The sequence below is a fragment of the Cyclobacterium sediminis genome (genome assembly GCF_054781075.1).
Genome location: NZ_BAAGVC010000002.1, coordinates 308,518 through 329,303 on the forward strand (window position 1 = coordinate 308,518; position 20,786 = coordinate 329,303).

Genomic DNA, 20,786 nt, shown 5'->3' on the forward strand with positions numbered 1-20,786 from the left:
GTTCTTTACCAATTTATCAAATATGAGCTACAATTCTAAAATTTTTTAACAAATCTTTATTTTTTAATTCGGTCCGGATTTTCATTGATGAATGATTTCCATCCACCACTCCTTCCTTTCGTTTGAATCCTGCCATCATGAAAATGATGACACAAAGCCACTGCCAGGGCATCGGTCGCATCCAGTAATTTTGGTATCTCGTCAAAGTTCAATAAGGATTTAAGCATTTCAGCCACCTGTTCTTTGGAAGCATTTCCATTGCCGGTGACCGACTGTTTTACTTTTTTGGGAGAGTATTCTGTGATAGAGACTTCCTTGGCAAGGGCTGCTGCCATGGCTACCCCTTGCGCCCTGCCTAGTTTAAGCATGGACTGTACATTTTGGCCATAAAAGGGTGCTTCCAATGCCATAGAATCAGGTCCGTGGGTATCGATAATATAACTGATTTTATCAAAAATCTTTTTAAGTTTTAAGGCATGGTCACTGTACTTTTTCAAGTGAATTACTCCAAACTCCATGACAGTGTATTTATTTCCTTTGACCAATATTAGGCCGTATCCCATCACAGAGGTGCCGGGGTCTATTCCTAAAATGATTTTTTCCTTTATAGGATTTTTTACAATTTTACTCATCGGTGCAATTTACCACAAATCCTCAAATGCTCCATGAAATGCTTGCCTTAGGAATCTGCTATTTTTTATTTGCTGTTGGCCATACTTGGGGATTATACCATTTAGGCAAAACATGGGAGCCGGAGACAAGCGACTTGACCCAAAGCTTGCCAAGTTCTGCTGACTGTTGCATTTTGGTGCCTTTCAGAAATGAGGAACGAAACCTTGCAGCACTACTTCCAAATTTATTGGATTCCTTGCCTTTTGCCACTAAGGTTGTTTTTATAGATGATCATAGTGAAGATGGGGGAGAGGCATTAATCCGACGCTTTATACAAGCCTATGGCATTCAAAATTGGTTTGTAGTACCAAGTATAGGGCTGGGGAAAAAAGCAGCCCTCAATACGGGGGTTGAGGCAAGCCATTCAGAAATTATTCTTACAATAGATGCAGATATAAGCTTGTCAAAAGGCTGGTTAAAAAGCATGTTGGCCCCTTTTAACAAAGCGAATATTCAATTGGTGGCCGGTCCTGTTATGACGCATTCGGCAAACGGTATTTTCTATAAATTCCAGCAAATAGAGTGGGCAAGCCTGTTATTGATAAGTAATTATTTTTTTAAAAAAGGACATCCGCTTATGTGTAGCGGGGCTAATTTGGCTTTTCGAACAAGTGCATTTGAGGAAGTAGCCGGTTATACAGGCAATTTTCATATTCCTTCAGGTGACGATGAATTTTTATTAAAAAAGATGAATAAAAAGTATGGGGCTGATGCCTTGGTTTACCTGAATGGTCCTTCAGTCCTAGTCCAAACGCAACCTTTGACAACTCCGGGAGATTGGATTCGGCAACGAAGCAGGTGGGCAAGCAAGTGGAATGCACATGGAGAAAAGGGCCATCCGTTTACAGCTGTCTTATTGGCTATTTTTTGTTTGATTGTGTTGTCAAGTATTCCTTTGGCTTTTTTTTCATGGAAACTTACCTGTACATTAATTTTTGTATGGAGCTTGAAATTTATAGCGGAAAAGGCGGTTTTGGGAAAAGTTTTGAAACTTTACGGTCTTAAATTTTCAAATAAAAATTGGTTCTTGGCAGGTTGCATTTACCCTTTGATGGTATTGGCGACTTTGCCTTATGCTATTTTAGGAAAATATACCTGGAAAGGAAGGAAAAACTAATGAATCCCTTATTTTTGTCATTGGACTAAATGGCCACACGACAATGACTAATGATGAATTTGACCTTTTAGACGAATTGTATTTTCTTCAGTCTTTTCAATACTTGAAATCTAGTTTAGGCTGGGAGGATGAAAGACTGTTAAAGAATTTGGAGGTTTTGCTGAAAAAGGCCTGGGTAAGATGTTATGAATCTCCTGAAAATGAGATTTTTGAAGCACTGCCTCTAACGGAAAAAGCCAAGAATTATTATTTCCTTGCCACCAAGGAAGGTCTACTCAAACACAATACCTTATAATTATGACTGGGGAGACCATCAAATACCAAAGGAAAGAACTGGAATTAAAAGCATTGCTGGAGATCACCCAAGCCATCAATGAAAACAAAAATGAGCGTGTTCTTTTAAATATTTTCAAATTCACCTGTCTGGTTCATTTGAATATTAAATCCATGGTGCTGTATGTATACAACCAACAGGAACAATTTTTCCTTCGAAGAATTTCTCACCAGGTGAAAGAAAAGCTTCCTGAGGAAATTCAGAAGGGCGATGTTCAGGAAAACAAGGAATTAGGAAAATTGAGCCTTTCTCTTTCCGGGGAGTATTCATTTGCTGAAGTAAATATTTATGTGCCCGTTTATCACAAAGATAAAATGTTGGCCATTCTCTTCTTAAGTACAAAAGATGAAGATGCGGGTCTGGATTTGGATTTTACCCAAGCATTGACGAATATTTTGGTGGTTGCCTTGGAAAACAAGCGCTTTGCCAGAAAGCAATTGGAACAGGAAAGTTTTCGAAAAGAGATGGAAATTGCCAGCAATGTTCAACGGATGTTGTTTCCTGCCACCTTGCCCAACCATGAGAAACTCAAGGCGAAAGTAACTTATATTCCCCATTTTTCTGTAGGCGGGGATTATTATGATTTAATTCAGCCAACAGAAGATGATGTGTATTTTTGTGTGGGGGATGTGTCAGGAAAAGGAATGCCGGCATCTTTGCTGATGTCCAATTTCCAAGCGGCCCTTAGAACACTTTTAAGAAGTGGCACAGACTTGAAAACCATAGTTGAACAATTGAATTTGTCCATCTTTGATGCCACCAAGGGTGAACGATTTATCACTTTCTTTCTAGGACATTATTCCTATAGCCAAAAGAAGTTGACTTATGTCAATGCAGGGCATAACCCTCCAATTTTATGTTTGAATTCAAAAGATTCGGCAGAATTACTTGAGGCAGGCACCACTATTTTAGGGGCATTTGAGAACTTGCCCTTTTTGGAACTTGGAGAACGAGAAAATCTAGATCATTTTGTCTTGCACCTGTATACGGACGGATTAACAGAGGCCATGAATCCTCAGGACGAGGAGTATGGGGAAGAAAGGTTGCTAAGCTATATCAATCATTGCAGGGACAGTACTCCGGAAGACTTTCATGTAGGACTGTTGGAGGATATGGAAAAATTTTCAGATGGGGTTCCGGGAAGAGATGACATTACTTTATTAAGTCTTCAATTCAATTGATATGCGATTGTATAAAGTTCCGGGGATAGCCCAAAAGTTGATTAAAGGATATACCTGGCACAGAGATCGTAAGGAAAAAACGGTTTATTTGACTTTTGATGATGGGCCGGTTCCCGGGGTTTCTGATTTTGTGTTGCGTCAATTGGATGATTATAGGATGAAAGCCAGTTTTTTTATGGTTGGAGACAATGTCCAAAAACACAGCGCTTTGGCTTTGGAAATAGCCCAAGAAGGGCATGGGATAGGAAACCACACTTTTCACCACCTAAAAGCGCCAAAAACTTCACTTGCTGTTTATTTGAATGATGTGGCGAAATGCCAAAAAGTCATTGAAGAGAAATTGGGGATTCGTACAAAAATTTTCCGTCCTCCTTATGGCAGGTTGGGCAACAATTTTTTAAGCAGTTTGTCCCAAGAATATGAAATTGTACTTTGGGATTTGATATCATGGGATTTTAAACAAGAGCTGCAACCCATAAAAGCCTTGAAGAAAATAAAGCAACACACAGAAAATGGTTCGATTGTTTTGTTTCATGATCAGCAAAAATCAAAAGCAAACCTGCAGAAAATTTTACCACCGTATTTAGATTTTTTGGCTAGTAAAGGTTTCAAAACAGAAGTATTGTAAGCGATGATAGGTTCGGTAGCACTTTTATTGGTGATTTTAGTTTCCCTTCTTTATGCTACCTTGTGTGTTTTGATTCGGTTTAATTTTAAGCAATACGAAACCGAAGCACTTACTTTACCGAATATTACTGTTTTGTTGCCTTGTAGGAATGAGGTCGGCAACTTACCCGAATGCTTAAAGGCTCTGGAAGAAATTGATTATCCGCCTGAAAAAATAAGCTTTTTGGTAGCTGACGATCATAGTGAGGATCAAACCCTCAGCCTATTACAGGTTTGGGTAGGTAAAGCAGAAAATCGTACTTTGGTGCCCTTGCAGAAAAGACCTGAAAAAGGAGAAAATGGTAAAGCCAAAGCGCTGGAAGAGATGGCAAGGCAGGTCACATCCGGCCTTATGGTCTTTACAGATGCCGACTGTGTGGTTCCTGCCAACTGGTGTAAGGCATTGGCTAAAGTTTACAGAGAGGAATTTGGGCTCCTTACCGGAATCACTACAGTGGCTGGTGGAGGTTTGTTTGCAAGAATGCAGGCCTTGGATTGGTGGCTTACTTTGGGTAAGGTAAAAGTGGTTTCCGATATTGGATATTCTCTTACCGCAATGGGAAATAATATGGCCATGGGAAGAACTGCATATCAGCGTGCAGGAGGTTTTGGAGGGGTGGTAAAGGATGTAACTGAGGATCTGGCCATGTCTATCGCTTTGTATAATAAGGGCTACCGTCCCATTCATCTGGTCAATAAGGAGTCGTTGGTAAGGACCAAGCCGGAAAAAACCGTATGGAACTTACTCCAGCAAAGAAAACGTTGGATGCGGGGAGCCTTCCTTTTACCTCTGGTTTGGCAGTTATTATTAGGTCTTCAAGTTGCATTCTATGCCGGCTTAATGGTGGGTTTGTATTTTATACCTTGGTGGACTGTGGTTTTTTGGCTATTTAAAATTATCTTTCAATCCCTATTTATTCACACATTTGCCGGTAAAACAATGACCAGAGTCAGTATTTTTGATTTAATTTACTTTGAAATATACAATTGGTGGGTAAGTTGGGCAACGGTAATTTTTTACTTTTACCCTATTGAACTAACCTGGAAAAACCGAGAATACACATGAAATTTATTGAAACTCACGCACATATATACAGTAAGAAATTTAGTGAAGATGTCACAGCTGTGGTGGAGCGATCCATTGAGGCAGGAATAGAAAAGATTTTTATGCCCAATATAGACCTGGAATCAATTGAGGGGATGCTTGCCCTTGAACAAAGGTTTCCGGGCCATTGTTATCCCATGCTGGGTTTACATCCTTGTGATGTAGACAAAAATTTTGAAAAGATCCTTACCGAGATGGAAAAATGGTGGGACAAGCATACCTTTTATGGAGTGGGGGAAACAGGAATAGACCTTTACTGGGACAAGACTTACCTTGAGGAGCAAAAAGCTGCCTTGAAAATCCAGGTAGATTGGGCTAAAGAAAAGGAGTTGCCCTTGATTTTACATTGTAGGGAATCACTGGATGAAACCATTGAATTACTAGCGCCTTTGGCGGATAAGCGCTTGACAGGTATTTTTCACTGTTTTTCCGGAACCTTAGCCCAGGCCAAACAAATCATTGAAATGGGTTTTTATTTAGGAATAGGGGGAACCCTCACTTACAAAAACAGTGGGGTAGGTGCAGTGATCGGAGAACTTGGGCCGGAGCACCTTGTGTTGGAAACAGACAGTCCTTACCTTGCGCCTGTGCCTTTTAGGGGCAAGAGAAATTCACCGGAATACATTCCTTATATCGCCGAAAAAATGGCAGAATTTACCGGGTTTAGTATTGCAGAGGTTTCGGAAATAACCAACAGGAACGCATTAAAAGTTTTCAAATTGTTGCCTGATGAATTATAAAATAGTACGTCTTAATACAGCGGCACAGCAAGAGATTGAACATTCGGTATTGATCATCTATACCGGAGGTACTTTGGGGATGGCTTATGACGATGATGGGGCCTTGGTACCATTTAATTTTGGGAAAATACTTGAAAAAATCCCCAACCTCAATAATCTTAATATCAGTATTACGGTGATTTCCTTTCCGGAGCCCATTGACTCTTCCAATATCAATTTGCAGCATTGGGGAGACATGGCTTATATTATTTTTGAAAACTATGATACCTATGATGGATTTGTAGTGCTTCATGGAACTGATACCATGGCTTATAGTGCGTCTATGTTAAGCTTTATGCTAAAAGGGCTGAATAAACCTGTGATTTTTACCGGAGCACAATTGCCGATCAGTGCCATGCGGTCTGATGCCCGGGAAAATCTAATGACCTCATTGGAAATCGCCATTTCCAAGGCCAACGGAAAGCCTATAGTGCCGGAGGTATGTATTTTTTTCAACCATTTGCTATTACGTGGCAACCGTGCCAAAAAAGTACAAAGTGTTCACTTTGATGCTTTTGAGTCAGAAAATTATCCACCATTGGCTGAATCAGGCATTGTCATTGATTACAACTATTCAGCCATTCGACCTTATGAAGAGGGGAAGAAACTTCGATATGTTAACAAGCTGGATAAAAGTGTTATGGTGCTCAAACTGTTTCCCGGCATCACCCAACAAGTGATCCATCATAGTTTGAGTATGGAAGGCCTTAAGGGGGTGGTTCTAGAAACTTACGGATCAGGTAACAGTCCTAGTGAAAGTTGGTTTATCAAAGAGATGGAAGATGCTGTAGACCGAGGGATTTTGATACTAAACGTTTCCCAATGCAATGGGGGACGGGTAATTCAAGGGAGGTACCAGACCAGCATGGACCTGAAAAGGGTAGGGGTTTTGAGTGGTGCAGACATCACCACTGAGGCAGCAATCACCAAAATGATGTTTCTATTGGCCAATGAACCGGATGAAACCGAGATCAAAAGACGGATGATGATGCCCTTGGCCGGAGAAATGTCAGTTTTAAATCAATAGGGCCTATTTTCACAAAGGGTTGATCTTCAGTTTTATATCAGTCACAGCCTTTTTTTGGAATAAGATTAGGTGTTTTTTTCTAGAATAAAGCTTCCAATTATTTGCAAGAACTGATTTTTATATTTTTCTTTGTCGGCTCAAAGAAACGAACTATTTCCACAGAGAGGTGTCCGAGTGGCTTAAGGAGCACGCTTGGAAAGCGTGTATACCAGCGATGGTATCGAGGGTTCGAATCCCTTCCTCTCTTCATAGAAAAACCCTAACTGTCTGAAATATTGATAGTTAGGGTTTTGTTTTTTTTAGTCAGGGGCGAATTATTCAACTTTGTCAGTGCAAAAATAAATTAATTGTACATTGTCCACGGCTGGGTGTAGAATCCTCTACACCCTTTTATTCCTAACTTACTTTGAAGACGAAATCTTTTAAATGCCATTTGCAATGGCTTCTGAAAGACCTCTTTATCTAAGTAAACAAATTGACAAAATTTTGAATACCGTTTGACTGAGATTTGAGACCCCATCCAAATCAACGACACTTTATTCAGTTACTCGGGCAGACTTCATTTGCAATTCATTCAAGGATAGACTATTTTTAGTTATGGGAGAGGCTTACCAAATAAGAGATCAGGAAATTGAGCCTGCCTGAGGCAGACAGGCAAGACGAAATCGTAATGCCAAGGGATAATTATCGTGGCGAGAATCCACCCCGATAAACCGGGGCAAGATCTGACCTATTGAACTAGAAACAGATGAAATGCCCTATTTTTTAACATTCCAAGTGATGGGATGGGCAGCTATGTTTTCAAGAAAAGTCTATCGAGATTTTATCTTGGAAAACCTGGCTTATTGTAGAAAGGAAAAGGGACTTTTCCTCTTTCGGTTATGTCATCATGACCAATCACCTTCACTTGGTTGTTCAACAAAAAGATGCGAAATTATCAGAATGGGTGTGTGATTTTAAGAAATTTACAAGCAAGAAATTGCTCAAGATGGTATTGTGTAATTCGAAAGAGATAGAAGGACTTAATTGCAAATTCACAGCTGAGGCAAATACACTTCAGCGACCGAAAAATACAGCCAGGGGGAGAATGAAAAGCTAAAAAGTGCGATTTTGAAATATCATCCCATAAAATGAAACCTACAAATCCCAAAAAAACGTTAACTTTAAGGTGACGGTACATTATAGAGAAATGGATATCAAAGCAGAAAAATTAAACCTGATCGAACAGTTGGCAAAATTGGAAGATATAAAGGTAATCCTGCAGATCAAAGATTTGTTGAGTTCCCAGAAAGAACCAATAGCAGGTTATAAACCGGACGGTGGCCCCATCACTAAGTCAGAATTGATAGCTAGAGCAAAGGATTCAAATAAAGCCATTATAGAAGGAAGGGTGATCAGTATTGAGGATCTGGAAAATGAATCGGAAAACTGGTAACCGGGATGAATGTTTTAGTCACCGAGCCGGCCAATGAATCATTGAAAGAAATTTGTAAACACTACAGAAGTTTGGCGTTCGAAGCTTATGCTTTAAAGGTACGAAAAAAGATACTTGAAAAAGCCAAGAGTTTATCGGACAACCCGGAAAGAGGGCAGAAAGAAGAAATGTTAAAATCCCTCAATCAGGGCCATCGCTATTTACTGGTTGAATCCCACTTTAAAATCGTTTATCTGATAGACGAAAAACAGGTTATAGTGACAGATATATTTGACACCCACCAGCATCCCAAAAATATGCTAAAAGGGAACCAGTAACGTCGAATTAATATACTGCGTAGGTACGGGAAGTTTGCTGCAGGATGTCATTCATTCGCATGGAAATCGGTGTTCTCCGGGCTGGGTGTAGAGTCCTCTACACCCTTTTATTCCTAACTTACTTTGAAGACGAAATCTTTTAAATGCCATTTGCAATGGCTTCTGAAAGACCTCCTTATCTAAGTAAACAAATTGACAAAATTTTGAATACCGTTTGACTGAGATTTGAGACCCCATTCAAATCAACGATACGCTCGGGCAGCATTTATTTGTAATTCAATCAAGGATAGACTATTTTTAGTTATGGAAGAGGCTTATCAAATAAGAGATCAGACAAATAAGCATAATCAGCAATAGACACATTGACCGCTTACGGAATGAATCGATCACAGCATAATGCTACCCTTTTCCATAAACTGATTACCAGAATAGTTGAAGCTGAAAAATTGAAAGTTAAAAGTATGGATTGCTTTTGAATGTTTACATCTATTACAATAAATTAAAGCCACTGAGAATATCAATGGCTTTTAAGCAATAAACCGCTTGTCAGAAAATAAACCTACGATTATTTCGTAGGTCTTTTTAAATTTTTTAACGGGTATAAGTAAGGATTATTTTACCAGCAACAGTTCCCTGTGGCGTATCCATCTTTACTTCCTGAACGGTAACAAGCTTATTATCACTTAATTCTATAATTTCATAGAAGACTTCATTTTCTCTGGCATCAGTAGTTATAAAGCTATTGCCCTCTACTTTCCACACACCACTTCCATTTATATCCTCCTGACCAACTGTTATTTGATAAGTTCCATTCTCCCTAACAATCAGCCTACCGTCCATATGAAGCTGCTTGCCCCCTTCGATCATCTCTCTCATTTCAGGCCCTTCTGATTGCTCAAAAGAGAAGTCACTTCCCTCCCAAGTACCAATAATCTTTTTGTTCATTCCAGTCATATCGCAGGAGAAAAGCCCAATCATAAGCACCAACAAGGGTACTGTAAGCAGAAATTTTGCTTTGAGCATATTGTTTGATTTTGATTTGTTCATCATAATTATTCTTTTTTTGATTTGAAATTGATTGATATTATTCATGAATTGAAGCCCACAGTCAGCACTGATTTGCTTCAATAATAGTTTCGAATAGGCAATGGGTGAATAAGACTGCGTGACAATTTCATCAGCTTGAAACTCATGGGTTTCTCGTAAGCTTTTCTCCAACATATATATTAGGGGATGGAACCAAAATACCACTTTTGCTAACTGAATCAGCATAAGATCTATAGAATGACGTTGATCCACATGCACAGACTCATGCAAGATAATTTGCTGGTGCTCGCTATTTTCCGGATCAAAAGACGGTAACAATATGTGTTTGAAAAATGAAGAAGGAACCAACTTGGGATTTACCACTAAAGTTCTTCCTGCGTATTGAACCTTGTATGAATTTCGTATTAGCACTATTGTCTTTACAACTCCCAATATTAGTCTGGCCAAAGTGAAAACCACTCCCATAAAATACCCGAACATCAGGACTGCATGCCAAGAGAATGCAATTCCTTCGGATGCCTGATTAGTTGTAATGACTTTAACTTCAATCCACTGCATGGGATTATTGAAAGTATTCACTGAAGCGTTGTTGAAAATATTATAATCAAATGAAATTAAAGGCAAAAGCAAGGAAAAAATCACTATACCAACCAAAACAGCCCGATTGCCTTGGAAAAACGTTAAACGTTCAAATAGAACTTTGTAAAAGGCCCATCCATAACCAAATGCAAAACTACCTTCCAATAAGTAATTGATCAAGTTGTTCATGACTCGTTCTTTTTTTCGTAGCTATCTATCAATTTCTGCATTTCCTGAATTTCCTTTTCAGACACCTTGTTTTCCTTCACCATAAACGACAAGACATTCTCCATGGATCCATCAAAAAAGTTTTTCACCAAGTGATTAAAACTTTTCTTCCGGTAATCACTTTCAGCAATCAAAGGGTGATATTCATTGGTTTTGCCATAAGTCTTATGACCGAGATATCTTTTTTTCTCCAACACCTTTACAGTGGAAGCTAGCGTAGTATAGGGCGGCTTGGGTTCAGGAAGCTCATGTAATACATCCCGGAGAATAGCCCGATTAAGCCTCCAAAATATCTTCATTATCTGTTCCTCATACGTGGTCAGCTCTTCCATAAGGCTAATATATAAAATGAAACCTGAAAAACCTACGAATATTTCGTAATATTACGTAGTTCTCGTAAATAATGAAATGTAAGAAGTCATTTGAAAGTTTACCCATGGCTGGTTGTAGGATTATTTACACCCTAAAGAACCTATCGTCCAATAATTTGAATATTGTCAGCCTGAAGTTTGAAAATTGATTCTACTCAACCATAGAACTGGAGGAGGCTCTCACCTACACCCAGCTGAGGCATATTTTCATTTGCAATCATTGAATGTTATTTGCCTAGACTGGTAATGCTTTTCCCAATTGTAAATAGAAGTTTTACTAAGTATCGAGTATAACCTCCACCTTTGGATTTGTATGCTTGTCCAAATCAACAATTCGAATACAACCACTAGATCTTGCTCATTTAAAGCAATTTATTATCCGAAATGCATAAATGTAAACTATGGCATGATTATTTCTTCCTATTGTGCATATTGAGAATCACTAAATATTAAAAGAATGAAATTTATATATAAGACCATAAGTGCAGCCGCATTAGGATTTGCTTTAAAGAAAGGCATTGATGCCATTGAAAATGGTACCGCCAATAAGTCGATTATTGACCGATTCGGTAGACCTTTGAGGGATGCTCACCTTGGATTCAATAATACTGCCTACGTTCTTGGGTTAATTTCTGAAAAGAAAAAGGCAGAATGGAACAAGAATGTAGTAGAAAAGTACAATGCGGTCCATACTTTTCCTGAATCAAATCCTATACCCAATGGTAATTCAGGGAATCAAAGAGATATTTCTGCCTCTTATTTAGAAGGCGAGGAACATACCAAACCTAAAGCTACGCAGAATAGGATGCCTACTAAGAATATCTAAACTAGAAGACCAATTATAAAGCCTTTAAGTCGCCGTCTGGTCTAAGTTTAGTGAAGCGTCACTTAGACCTAAAATAATTAAAGTTTTTAACTTTTTATATGGAGCGTCAGGCTTTTTCAGGTTTAGGCAATTAGGAGTGGTGTTTAAGGTTAAATAAAGAGATTGCCAAAGCTTCTTCATTGACTCCGCAAGAGTATTCGCAGTCGCGAATTAAGCTAAATCAAGAGGTTTCAGCATGGACTTAGAACTTTAAAAAGATCAAGGTCTATACTTTATTAAAATCTAGTGCTAACTAGAAAACACAATTAGCAAAAGCATGCCCGACAAATTTGCCGGGCATGCTTTTGTTTATCATTTTTTACTCCAATTCAAATTTGTAAATTTTATCGTCAAAAGCACAGATATAAAGCTCTTGGTGTTGATCCATTCCAAAAGAGGAAATAGGAAAATCAGCTTTGAATAACTCAGTATTTACAGGGTTCTCAGGATCACTAAAGTCTAGAGACCAAATTCTACCCGATACATAATCTGCATAGATATAAAGTCCCTGCAGCCGGGATATGGCCTCGCCGTGGTATACAAATCCACCGGTAATGGAAATATCTCCCTCATCCCGATCATACTCCCAGATTGGCAATTCCAGGTTTTCTTGATCACATTCATCAGCCCTGAAGCAATGAAAGCCTTCCATGGTATTCCATCCGTAATTGCCGCCATTTTTTACGATGTCAATTTCTTCATAGCTATTTTGACCTACATCAGCTACCCACAGTTGATCTGTGGCAGAGTCAAAGCTAAACCGCCAAGGGTTTCGCATGCCATAAGCATAGATTTCTTCCTTAAAACCTTCAGTATTTCCGACAAATGGATTGTCCTCGGGAATGGAATAGTGTTTATCTCCATTTTCCTGGTCCACATCAATTCTAAGAATATTTCCCAATAAAGTACTACGGTTCTGACCATGTCCGTGTGGGTCTCCACTTTTGCCACCATCACCTACTCCTATATATAAGTAGTAATCCGGGCCAAAAGCTATTTGCCCTCCATTATGGTTGCCATAAGGTTGCTCATATTCTAACAATACCAACTCACTGTTTGGATCTGCCTCATTTGGGTTCGTGGAGGAAAGGTTGAATCTTGAAATCACAGAACGATCCGGATTGGATGCCGTGTAGTTTACGTAGAAATAGCCGTTGCTTTCAAAGTCGGGGTGGAAAGCCAAGCCTAGTAAGCCTTCTTCATTGTCCGAATCTTCCACGCGGTCTTCAATGGTTAAAAAGGTTTTTTTGGACCCAGTTTTTTCCTCATTTTCGAAAACAGAGATGACTCCTCGCTGCTCCACTACATAAAGCTTGTTTGACTTGTCTCCTGCATGCTGAAAATCAACAGGTCTGGTGAACGTTAATTCCGGAAAAGCCGGAACGAGGGTCAAGTTTGATGCTGACCCAGTAATTTTGTCTTCTGTTTCTTTGGTGCAGGCCGAGCTGATAAGCAAGAGCAAGACTAGAAAAATATTCAATTGTTTTTTCATAATGGGTAATTGTATTGGAATGGTTAAAGAAAGCTTGGTTCCTGTTTGGTTCGATAGAGGAATCAGATACAAAGGATTTACATTAGCTATTTGCCAACAAGAAAAGCAATTTAAGCTTTTTTTTTAGTAAGGTTGATTAAGGAAGCGGCTTGAACGATTAATAAATGGCCTTTTGCAAATTTAAAGTTATAATAGAATTAGCGCTTACCAGTCAGTAATGAATAAGGAGTGGTTAAGAAGCGTGAATCTTACGGTTTAAAAGGTCTTATAATAGAAATTCTTAATTTTTTATGCCGGTCTATATTTTCAGTTTTGTCAAAAAGCTTTGATTTTCATTGTTTTTTCTTCCTATAATAAAAACAGGCCTGATCACCTATTTTTATTTTATTGTATTGCAGTGCCTTATTCCTAAACTCGGCCAGTTCTTTTTTACTAAATTCATTGCCGATGTCGGTGCCAACCAAAGGTTTTCCTTTTTTGTACAAAGCTGTTCCCCAAAATTGACTGTCCATGCTATCAAATGTGGTATTGAAAAGTTCAAGTCCAAACCTCTCTCCTAAAATTTCCATGGATTTTGTGTTGGGAATAAATAAATGCCTTGGTGCATCCAGCTGAAACCAAAAAGTATGTTCTTCTTTCCAAACTTTGGCATCGGTGACAGGCACTCTGATCAATATTTGCCCTTCCGGATTTAACATGGTCACAAGTTTTGTAAAGACCTCAACAGGATTGGGTAGGTGTTCAAAAGAATGGTGAAACATTACCAAATCATATTTCTGATCAATTTCAAAAAAGTCCTTTTTATAAATAGAGAAATTTTCTGAAGAAAAAGCTGCTTGTATATAAGGGTCATACCCATCGAGTCGCTTAAAACCGGAATAGGCCATTTCAGCTAATAGTTGTCCATTCCCGCATCCTATATCTGCAATTTTACTGGTAGGAGTTAAGGTAAGAGGAGAGAGCCAGTCATAATAAACCGGAGAATTGAAAGAGAACCCCCGAGAAAATGCTTTATACCTTAGTTTTTTGAGAAGTGCCAAAAGGGCATTGCTAGGATTAAAGGAACCAAAAGAGTAATAATTTGAAGGATAATATTTACCTAGGTCTTCAGGAATGTCTGCCAAAAAAAGTGCTTTGCAAGAACTACATTCCTTATAATCAAAAATATCTCCGGTACCATACATTCGTTCTTGGGCCACAATAGCCTTGAATTCTGAGGATTGGCAAATTTCACATTCTTTCATATAGTTATTCATAGGATTCGATGAATGAACAAAATTAAGTTAAATATAGACCACTACAAAGTTCTGTAAAAGGACGGTAAGGGTGACTTAAATTAATTCATTATGGAGGTTTTTAATACTTGACCAGTCAGTTGCTTAAGAATCAATATTATATCCGATTAAAATAAGATTTTTCACTAATCAGGTATGAGCATCTATTAAAAGAAGGGGAATCCATATTCTTAAATCCTATAAATTTACGGGATATTTTAAGTGGAAAGGAAAAAGCAGCAGTGCATCTGTGCCGAAATTTTGAGACTATAAGGGCAGAGAAATAATAGGTCTGCTTTCAATTACACATAGGAATTTGCCAAAATTTCCACACTGGATTCAAGAGATTATTAAGGGCAAATCCTTTATTGAGTTACCTATGAGTTTGGGATTAATTTATCCTAAGGTAGGTATTTTCCATTACCTAGGATAAAAAGTAGCGGGTTTTTAAAAAATAATATTGGTCTTAAATATTTGATATTTAGTAAGATAGGTTTATATTAAGGAATGTTTTATTTGCGTTTTAACTTTTAAATAGTTAGTTTTATATAAGTGAATGCTTGCCTTCCTATACTAGATGCGGGGGGTGGCGTTTATGAAAATGAGTATTTTTTTTCTTACTATTGCAAATTAGAGAACAGTAGGAATTTCAAGGGCTTAGCCCATGTCAAATGAATATTACTTGAGGATTTGCGACAAATTCTTAGAAATAATAATGGAATCATTTGCAATTTGAGCCGAAAAAATTATAACTTTAAAAATCAATTTAAAATTAGAAACCGTTCAACCTTTAAATGTCTATTAAAAACTACACTATGAAAAAGTTAATCGCTTTGTTCATGCTTTTCGGAATTTTATTTGCTCCGATGATCACAAAAGCACAAGAAGAAACAGAAACAGAATCAGAAGCTGATACTACTGAAGAGGCCGCACCGGTAGAAGCTGCTCCGGCCCCAGCTCCAGTTATGACTGATGATGACATCGTTGCCGAAGAGCAATCTTTTCATCAAGTTATAAAAGACAAGTTTATTGAGGGTGATCCTACCTTTATGACACCAGTATTATTGTGTTTGATCTTAGGCTTGGCTGTAGCTTTGGAGAGAATCGTTACCTTAAACCTTTCTACGACTAACACAAAGAAATTGTTGGCCAAAGTAGAAAATGCTTTAGATGAAGGCGGAATTGAAGCCGCAAAAGATGTAACCAAAGGAACCAGAGGTCCTGTAGCATCTATCTTCACACAAGGTTTAATGAGATACTCTGAGGGTATTGAAATGGTAGAAAAATCTATCATAGCTTACGGATCAGTAGAAATGGGACGTTTGGAAAAAGGTCTTGTTTGGATATCTCTATTTATCTCTTTGGCACCTATGTTGGGTTTCATGGGTACGGTAATTGGTATGATTGGTGCCTTTGATTCCATTGAAGCTGCCGGTGATATTTCTCCATCTCTTGTTGCAGGTGGTATTAAAATTGCCCTTTTGACCACCGTTGCAGGTTTGATCGTTGCGATTATCCTACAGTTGTTCTACAACTATTGTGTGGCTAAAATTGATTCTATCGTAAATGATATGGAAGATGCTTCCATCAGTTTAGTAGACATTTTGGTTAAGCATAAATTGACTAGATAGATCTAGTCAATTTAATGTTTTTCAATAAAATGATTTATTCACTTATATATTTAAGATAAAATGGATACTACTGATATATTCTTATATGCAGGGTACTTACTAGTTGTTATCGGCTCGATACTAGCTTTAATTATGCCATTGATTAGTTCCTTAGGAGATCCTAAGAGCCTTTTAAAAACACTCGTTGGAGTGGTGATAATTGCTGCTGTATTTGGAATAGCTTATTCTAGCGCTAGCGGTGACGTAGCTGCAAAATATATGGCTGACCCATTCAATATTACTCCGGAAGGAGCTAAAATGGTCGGTGGTGTATTGATAACAGTCTATGCCCTGTTTTTACTTGCAATTGTTGGGATTGTAATTACAGAAATTAATAAAATAATTAAATAATATGGCTAGCAAGAGAGGTAGAATGGCTCAGGAGGTAAATGCAGGATCGATGGCAGACATCGCCTTCTTGCTCCTTATCTTCTTTCTCGTGACCACAACCATTGCTTCGGATAAAGGGATTATAAATTTTCTTCCTCCTAAGAAAGATCCGAATCAACCCCCACCGGAAATTGAATTAAATGAAAGGAATATTTTTAATATTCTTATCAATGCAAATGATGATCTCTTGATTGAAGGGGAGTTTAGGAATGATTTAAATGGCATTTCTGACGAAATCAAACGATTTATTCTGAATTTCGGAAATCCCGATGAAGATGCTATTGCTTTGTTTAATAGTTTGCCTCCTTCCTTAAAAGGATTGGCAGATCAAAGCCCTGAATCTTCAGATCACCCCATGTCAGGTGGCGCAGTAATCTCAATTAAAACCAATAGAGGTACCAGCTATGAGACTTATTTGGAGGTTTTGGATTTAGTAAAACAGGCTTACTTCGAGATTTATGGAGAGCGTGTAGGGCTTACAGGAGAAGAGTATAGAACCCTGTCAGGTCAGACCCCTGCTGAAAAGGAACTAATGGACAGAGGGAAAGAAAATATTCCAATGGCCATTTCCATTGCTGAACCTGATAAAACCGGAAGCTGATATGTCAAAGTTTAAAAAGAAAACCAAAGCGGATACCAATATTCCAACTTCGGCATTGCCTGATATTATCTTTATGTTGTTGTTTTTCTTTATGGTAACGACAGTATTGAGAGAACAAACAATATTGGTTGAGCAAAAAATCCCACAGGCGACTCAATTACAGAAGATTCAAAAGAAAACTTTGATTTCTTACCTGTACATTGGAAAACCTAAAAACACTTCATTATATGGTTCTGAACCTAGGTTGCAAGCCAATGATGTGTTGATCAATACTTCAGACCTTGTCCTTTGGGTAAACCAACAAAAAGACAACCTTTCTGAAGCTGAAAGAGACCAAATTTGGATTTCTCTCAAAGCTGATAGGGACGTCAAAATGGGACCAATAAGTGACATTCAATTTGAACTAAGAGAAGCAGATGCTAGGAAACTTATGTATGCTTCTGTTGGTAAAGTTGAAAACTAAGTATAGGATTTTATAAGTTATTAAGAAAGCTGTTTCTACGGAAACAGCTTTTTTTTTGTTTTTTTGTGTGACGTTTTAAAGGAATCGAAAACACTAAGTTTTATTAACTTAGATTTTTCCTTACTAATCGAGGGCTTTTAGCTTTTTATAGATAAGATTCAGGCCTCACTTGGGTTGACTCCTAGCGCCCCTAGTTTTCATAACCCTAGATTTTTCGAATAAATATTGGCTATTTTTTAGTTCCATTGAACGGATTAGCCTTTTCAATATGTTCTGCTTTCATCATAGCAATACTTGTGTGACTAATGTCATATTGGAATATAGATTTCCCTCGTAGTTTTATGCTATCATTAATTGAATAGAAATCTACTATGAAAATAGAACAAATTTATACCGGTTGTTTAGCTCAAGGAGCTTATTATTTGGAATCTAATGGGGAAGCAGCAATTATTGACCCATTGAGAGAAGTTCAACCCTATATTGATAAGGCCGAGGAAGATGGTGCCAAAATCAAATATATATTTGAAACACACTTCCATGCTGACTTTGTTAGTGGCCATATGGATCTGGCAAAAAAGACCAATGCTTCTATAGTATTTGGCCCTACAGAAATGAAGTTGGGTTTTGATGCCCTTGTTGCTCAGGATAGCCAAGAATTTATACTTGGTAAAAGTAAAATTAAAGTACTTCATACCCCGGGACACACCATGGAAAGTGCTGTGTATCTTTTGATCAATGAAGAAGGAAATCCCGAAGCATTATTTACAGGTGACACCTTGTTTATAGGAGATGTTGGAAGGCCTGACCTTGCCCAAAAAGTGGTCAAAGACTTAACGCAAGAAAAGTTAGCCGGGCACTTGTACGATTCCCTAAGGAATAAAATAATGCCGCTACCTGATGATTTGATTATCTATCCGGCACATGGTGCGGGAAGCGCTTGTGGAAAAAATATGAGCAAGGACACAAGTGATACCTTAGGTAACCAAAAGAAAACAAATTATGCTTTGCAAGAAATGAGCAAAGAAGAATTTGTTGAAAAAGTATTGGATGGCCTTACACCACCACCTGCCTATTTTCCTCAAAATGTAATGATGAATATTCAGGGTTATGACAGTATCGACGATGTGTTGGAACGTGGTCAAGAAGCCCTTAATCCTGAAAATTTTGAATACCTCGCCAACCAAACCGGAGCAATAATACTAGATACCAGAGATCCGGAAGTTTTTGCTAAAGGGTTTGTTCCTAACGCTATAAATATTGGAATCGATGGCAGCTTTGCGGTATGGGTAGGTACCCTGATACCTGATGTGAAACAAGAGCTATTGATTGTAGCGGACGAGGGTAGGGAAGAAGAGGTCATTACCAGACTAGCTAGGGTAGGTTATGATCATGCCTTAGGTTTTCTTAAAGGTGGTATGACTGCCTGGGAAAAAGCAGGAAAAGAAATTGATACCATTCCATCAATTACCGTGGAAGAGTTAAGTGAACTTTCTAAAAATGCTCCTGAAAATATTGTCTTGGATGTTCGCAAAGCAAGCGAACACTTTAGTGAGCATGTAATAGGTTCCATAAACGCTCCCTTGGATTATATCAATGATAGCATGAAAACCATAGATAAGGACAAAACCTATATGGTACACTGTGCAGGAGGTTACCGGTCCATGATTTTCAGCTCTGTTCTAAGGGCTAGAGGTTATGACAACTTAATTAATGTCAAGGGAGGATTTGCTGCCATTAAATCATCCGAAAAATTCCCTGTCAGTGAGTATGCTTGTCCAACAACCATGTTATAAGTAGGTAGGCCAATGCCTGTTTTGATATTGCCAAAAAACTAGAGGGTGCGCTTTGACACCTTTAGCACCCTCTAGCAATTGTCTTAATTATCCCATTCTTATCAAATGTAGTAATAAGTATTTTCAGCACATCTTTGGATGAGTTGATGGTACCTACGCATACCCTATTTAAGGTTTAGGGATGATTATAGTTCCTTTTGTAAACAATAATAATTTATTATAATGAATGATTTCTTGAATTGGGTCAGTCAACCCTGGCCTTGGTATATAGCAGGACCTATGATAGGTCTTACTGTACCGATACTCTTACTATTAGGGAACCGATCTTTTGGTATTTCCTCTTCCCTAAGACATGTTTGTGCAGTTTGTGTGCCGGCAAAAATCCCCTTTTTTCAATACAATTGGAAAGAGGAAATCTGGAATTTGATGTTTGTGACAGGAGTGTTTTTAGGAGGTGTAGTGGCTGCCTTATTTTTGTCAAACCCGGAAACAATTGTCATAGCTGAAAGCACTCAAAGAGATTTGAGGGCATTGGGATTGACTGATTTTAACAGCCTTTTGCCTGCAGAAATATTTAGCTGGGAGCATCTCCTTACCTTAAAGGGTTTCTTTTTCATGGTTGTAGGTGGCTTTTTGGTTGGTTTTGGTACAAGGTATGCTGGAGGATGTACTTCAGGGCATGCCATAATGGGCATAAGCAACCTTCAATGGCCTTCTGTAGTGGCTACCGTGTTTTTTATGATTGGCGGGCTGGTAATGACTCATTTATTACTGCCTTTCATTATGACTTGGGTAGGCTTTTAATTCAAATAAGAATATAAATTTATTGACATGTTAATAAAAGAAATTGATCAAAGAGAGATTGAAAAAAACAATGGCTCAAAGGACAAAGTTAAGCAAGGGGAATCAGGCTTGGCTTTATTAAAATACCTTTTTGTGGGGCTTTTTTTCGGGATTATTTTCGTAAAGGCAGAGATTATCTCATGGTTTAGGATTCAGGAGATGTTTCGATTTCAATCCTTTTATATGTATGGGGTAATCGGTTCAGCAATTCTTGTTGGCATGCTCTCCATCCAAATAATCAAAAGATTTTCGATTAAAACCATCAATGGGGAACCTATCCAAATTAAAGATAAGAAGTTCAATAGAGGTCAAATATACGGAGGTTTTATCTTTGGATTAGGCTGGGCCATTACGGGTGCTTGCCCGGGACCCTTGTTTGCCCAGATTGGGACAGGTTTTACGGTAGTTTTCGTCTCCCTGGTAAGTGCAGTAGCAGGTACTTGGGTATATGGTAGGTTTGCTGCTAGTCTCCCCAAATAAATGGGAATATGCGGATCAATAGGTATTTCCTTTCATGGGAACACCTGTTGCTCCCTT

22 protein-coding genes and 1 tRNA gene are annotated in these 20,786 nt (G+C 38.3%); 18 read left to right on the forward strand and 5 right to left on the reverse strand.

All coding sequences use genetic code 11. The features are described from left to right. Window positions 1-56: 56 nt before the first annotated feature. Window positions 57-632, reverse strand: coding sequence for a crossover junction endodeoxyribonuclease RuvC (gene ruvC / locus ACYVHJ_RS01810; RefSeq protein WP_460512032.1), 576 nt, complete (start codon window positions 630-632; stop codon window positions 57-59). 38 nt (window positions 633-670) lie between these two features. On the opposite strand from ruvC, the gene ACYVHJ_RS01815 reads away from it, so the two are divergent. From ACYVHJ_RS01815 to ACYVHJ_RS01860, 10 genes are all read left to right on the forward strand, one after another. Next, window positions 671-1,789 carry a glycosyltransferase family protein gene (locus tag ACYVHJ_RS01815; RefSeq protein WP_460512034.1) on the forward strand — a complete coding sequence of 373 codons (1,119 nt, stop codon included), beginning with the start codon at window positions 671-673 and terminating at the stop codon, window positions 1,787-1,789. Between the two features lie 43 nt (window positions 1,790-1,832). Further along, a complete protein-coding gene (locus ACYVHJ_RS01820) occupies window positions 1,833-2,084 on the forward strand; it encodes a hypothetical protein (RefSeq protein WP_460512036.1) in 252 nt (83 codons plus the stop codon). 2 nt (window positions 2,085-2,086) lie between these two features. Further along, window positions 2,087-3,304 (forward strand): PP2C family protein-serine/threonine phosphatase, encoded by a 1,218-nt coding sequence (locus ACYVHJ_RS01825; protein ID WP_460512039.1) that lies wholly within the window; start codon window positions 2,087-2,089, stop codon window positions 3,302-3,304. Window position 3,305: 1 nt separating this feature from the next. Further along, complete coding sequence (locus ACYVHJ_RS01830) at window positions 3,306-3,932, forward strand: polysaccharide deacetylase family protein (RefSeq protein ID WP_460512041.1); 627 nt, start codon at window positions 3,306-3,308, stop codon at window positions 3,930-3,932. A gap of 3 nt (window positions 3,933-3,935) precedes the next feature. After that, window positions 3,936-5,036 carry a glycosyltransferase family protein gene (locus tag ACYVHJ_RS01835; protein WP_460512043.1) on the forward strand — a complete coding sequence of 367 codons (1,101 nt, stop codon included), beginning with the start codon at window positions 3,936-3,938 and terminating at the stop codon, window positions 5,034-5,036. Continuing rightward, window positions 5,033-5,815, forward strand: coding sequence for a TatD family hydrolase (locus ACYVHJ_RS01840; RefSeq protein WP_460512045.1), 783 nt, complete (start codon window positions 5,033-5,035; stop codon window positions 5,813-5,815). The genes ACYVHJ_RS01835 and ACYVHJ_RS01840 overlap by 4 nt, the downstream gene beginning before the upstream one ends. Next, a complete protein-coding gene (locus tag ACYVHJ_RS01845; protein WP_303612528.1) occupies window positions 5,805-6,881 on the forward strand; it encodes an asparaginase in 1,077 nt (358 codons plus the stop codon). The genes ACYVHJ_RS01840 and ACYVHJ_RS01845 overlap by 11 nt, the downstream gene beginning before the upstream one ends. Window positions 6,882-7,041: 160 nt before the next feature. Then, a tRNA-Ser gene (locus tag ACYVHJ_RS01850) sits at window positions 7,042-7,128 on the forward strand. Between the two features lie 921 nt (window positions 7,129-8,049). Further along, window positions 8,050-8,316, forward strand: a complete 267-nt coding sequence (locus ACYVHJ_RS01855) for a hypothetical protein (RefSeq protein WP_339905684.1) — start codon at window positions 8,050-8,052, stop codon at window positions 8,314-8,316. A gap of 5 nt (window positions 8,317-8,321) precedes the next feature. After that, window positions 8,322-8,633 (forward strand): type II toxin-antitoxin system RelE/ParE family toxin, encoded by a 312-nt coding sequence (locus ACYVHJ_RS01860; protein ID WP_339905686.1) that lies wholly within the window; start codon window positions 8,322-8,324, stop codon window positions 8,631-8,633. 591 nt (window positions 8,634-9,224) lie between these two features. On the opposite strand, the gene ACYVHJ_RS01865 is transcribed toward ACYVHJ_RS01860, so the two are convergent. Then, window positions 9,225-10,448: a M56 family metallopeptidase gene (locus tag ACYVHJ_RS01865; RefSeq protein ID WP_460512049.1), complete on the reverse strand. Its 1,224-nt coding sequence runs from the start codon at window positions 10,446-10,448 to the stop codon at window positions 9,225-9,227. Next, entirely contained in the window at window positions 10,445-10,819 is a 375-nt protein-coding gene (locus ACYVHJ_RS01870; protein ID WP_339905689.1) for a BlaI/MecI/CopY family transcriptional regulator, read from the reverse strand. The genes ACYVHJ_RS01865 and ACYVHJ_RS01870 overlap by 4 nt, the downstream gene beginning before the upstream one ends. Window positions 10,820-11,315: 496 nt before the next feature. Here ACYVHJ_RS01870 and ACYVHJ_RS01875 point away from each other — a divergent pair, with 496 nt between their 5' ends. Beyond that, window positions 11,316-11,684, forward strand: coding sequence for a hypothetical protein (locus ACYVHJ_RS01875; protein WP_339902466.1), 369 nt, complete (start codon window positions 11,316-11,318; stop codon window positions 11,682-11,684). A gap of 358 nt (window positions 11,685-12,042) precedes the next feature. Here ACYVHJ_RS01875 and ACYVHJ_RS01880 read toward each other — a convergent pair whose 3' ends face one another. Together ACYVHJ_RS01880 and ACYVHJ_RS01885 are read right to left on the reverse strand one after the other, a co-directional pair. After that, entirely contained in the window at window positions 12,043-13,215 is a 1,173-nt protein-coding gene (locus ACYVHJ_RS01880) for a PQQ-dependent sugar dehydrogenase (RefSeq protein ID WP_460512052.1), read from the reverse strand. A 332-nt stretch (window positions 13,216-13,547) separates the two neighbouring features. Further along, window positions 13,548-14,459 (reverse strand): class I SAM-dependent methyltransferase, encoded by a 912-nt coding sequence (locus ACYVHJ_RS01885; protein WP_460512054.1) that lies wholly within the window; start codon window positions 14,457-14,459, stop codon window positions 13,548-13,550. A gap of 845 nt (window positions 14,460-15,304) precedes the next feature. Between ACYVHJ_RS01885 and ACYVHJ_RS01890 the strand changes: the two genes are divergently transcribed. From ACYVHJ_RS01890 to ACYVHJ_RS01920, 7 genes are all read left to right on the forward strand, one after another. Then, on the forward strand, window positions 15,305-16,120 hold the full coding sequence (locus tag ACYVHJ_RS01890; RefSeq protein WP_014021353.1) for a MotA/TolQ/ExbB proton channel family protein: 816 nt from the start codon (window positions 15,305-15,307) through the stop codon (window positions 16,118-16,120). 60 nt (window positions 16,121-16,180) lie between these two features. Beyond that, on the forward strand, window positions 16,181-16,510 hold the full coding sequence (locus ACYVHJ_RS01895) for a hypothetical protein (protein ID WP_014021354.1): 330 nt from the start codon (window positions 16,181-16,183) through the stop codon (window positions 16,508-16,510). Window position 16,511: 1 nt separating this feature from the next. Next, window positions 16,512-17,150: an ExbD/TolR family protein gene (locus ACYVHJ_RS01900; RefSeq protein ID WP_339902469.1), complete on the forward strand. Its 639-nt coding sequence runs from the start codon at window positions 16,512-16,514 to the stop codon at window positions 17,148-17,150. Window position 17,151: 1 nt separating this feature from the next. Then, window positions 17,152-17,613 (forward strand): ExbD/TolR family protein, encoded by a 462-nt coding sequence (locus tag ACYVHJ_RS01905; protein ID WP_303612534.1) that lies wholly within the window; start codon window positions 17,152-17,154, stop codon window positions 17,611-17,613. Between the two features lie 371 nt (window positions 17,614-17,984). Further along, window positions 17,985-19,406, forward strand: a complete 1,422-nt coding sequence (locus tag ACYVHJ_RS01910; RefSeq protein WP_460512058.1) for an MBL fold metallo-hydrolase — start codon at window positions 17,985-17,987, stop codon at window positions 19,404-19,406. 222 nt (window positions 19,407-19,628) lie between these two features. Beyond that, window positions 19,629-20,210: a YeeE/YedE family protein gene (locus ACYVHJ_RS01915; RefSeq protein ID WP_339902471.1), complete on the forward strand. Its 582-nt coding sequence runs from the start codon at window positions 19,629-19,631 to the stop codon at window positions 20,208-20,210. Between the two features lie 27 nt (window positions 20,211-20,237). Then, window positions 20,238-20,729: a DUF6691 family protein gene (locus ACYVHJ_RS01920; protein WP_460512060.1), complete on the forward strand. Its 492-nt coding sequence runs from the start codon at window positions 20,238-20,240 to the stop codon at window positions 20,727-20,729. Window positions 20,730-20,786: the final 57 nt, after the last annotated feature.

Coding starts and splice junctions, on each gene's coding strand:
- ACYVHJ_RS01915 (WP_339902471.1), top strand. CDS start 19,629: ATGAATGATTTCTTGAATTGGGTCAGTCAACCCTGGCCTTGGTATATA.
- ACYVHJ_RS01885 (WP_460512054.1), bottom strand. CDS start 14,459: ATGAAAGAATGTGAAATTTGCCAATCCTCAGAATTCAAGGCTATTGTG.
- ACYVHJ_RS01895 (WP_014021354.1), top strand. CDS start 16,181: ATGGATACTACTGATATATTCTTATATGCAGGGTACTTACTAGTTGTT.
- ruvC (WP_460512032.1), bottom strand. CDS start 632: ATGAGTAAAATTGTAAAAAATCCTATAAAGGAAAAAATCATTTTAGGA.
- ACYVHJ_RS01905 (WP_303612534.1), top strand. CDS start 17,152: ATGTCAAAGTTTAAAAAGAAAACCAAAGCGGATACCAATATTCCAACT.
- ACYVHJ_RS01860 (WP_339905686.1), top strand. CDS start 8,322: ATGAATGTTTTAGTCACCGAGCCGGCCAATGAATCATTGAAAGAAATT.
- ACYVHJ_RS01920 (WP_460512060.1), top strand. CDS start 20,238: ATGTTAATAAAAGAAATTGATCAAAGAGAGATTGAAAAAAACAATGGC.
- ACYVHJ_RS01820 (WP_460512036.1), top strand. CDS start 1,833: ATGACTAATGATGAATTTGACCTTTTAGACGAATTGTATTTTCTTCAG.
- ACYVHJ_RS01900 (WP_339902469.1), top strand. CDS start 16,512: ATGGCTAGCAAGAGAGGTAGAATGGCTCAGGAGGTAAATGCAGGATCG.
- ACYVHJ_RS01890 (WP_014021353.1), top strand. CDS start 15,305: ATGAAAAAGTTAATCGCTTTGTTCATGCTTTTCGGAATTTTATTTGCT.
- ACYVHJ_RS01875 (WP_339902466.1), top strand. CDS start 11,316: ATGAAATTTATATATAAGACCATAAGTGCAGCCGCATTAGGATTTGCT.
- ACYVHJ_RS01845 (WP_303612528.1), top strand. CDS start 5,805: ATGAATTATAAAATAGTACGTCTTAATACAGCGGCACAGCAAGAGATT.
- ACYVHJ_RS01830 (WP_460512041.1), top strand. CDS start 3,306: ATGCGATTGTATAAAGTTCCGGGGATAGCCCAAAAGTTGATTAAAGGA.
- ACYVHJ_RS01910 (WP_460512058.1), top strand. CDS start 17,985: ATGAAAATAGAACAAATTTATACCGGTTGTTTAGCTCAAGGAGCTTAT.
- ACYVHJ_RS01825 (WP_460512039.1), top strand. CDS start 2,087: ATGACTGGGGAGACCATCAAATACCAAAGGAAAGAACTGGAATTAAAA.
- ACYVHJ_RS01870 (WP_339905689.1), bottom strand. CDS start 10,819: ATGGAAGAGCTGACCACGTATGAGGAACAGATAATGAAGATATTTTGG.
- ACYVHJ_RS01840 (WP_460512045.1), top strand. CDS start 5,033: ATGAAATTTATTGAAACTCACGCACATATATACAGTAAGAAATTTAGT.
- ACYVHJ_RS01835 (WP_460512043.1), top strand. CDS start 3,936: ATGATAGGTTCGGTAGCACTTTTATTGGTGATTTTAGTTTCCCTTCTT.
- ACYVHJ_RS01880 (WP_460512052.1), bottom strand. CDS start 13,215: ATGAAAAAACAATTGAATATTTTTCTAGTCTTGCTCTTGCTTATCAGC.
- ACYVHJ_RS01815 (WP_460512034.1), top strand. CDS start 671: ATGCTTGCCTTAGGAATCTGCTATTTTTTATTTGCTGTTGGCCATACT.
- ACYVHJ_RS01865 (WP_460512049.1), bottom strand. CDS start 10,448: ATGAACAACTTGATCAATTACTTATTGGAAGGTAGTTTTGCATTTGGT.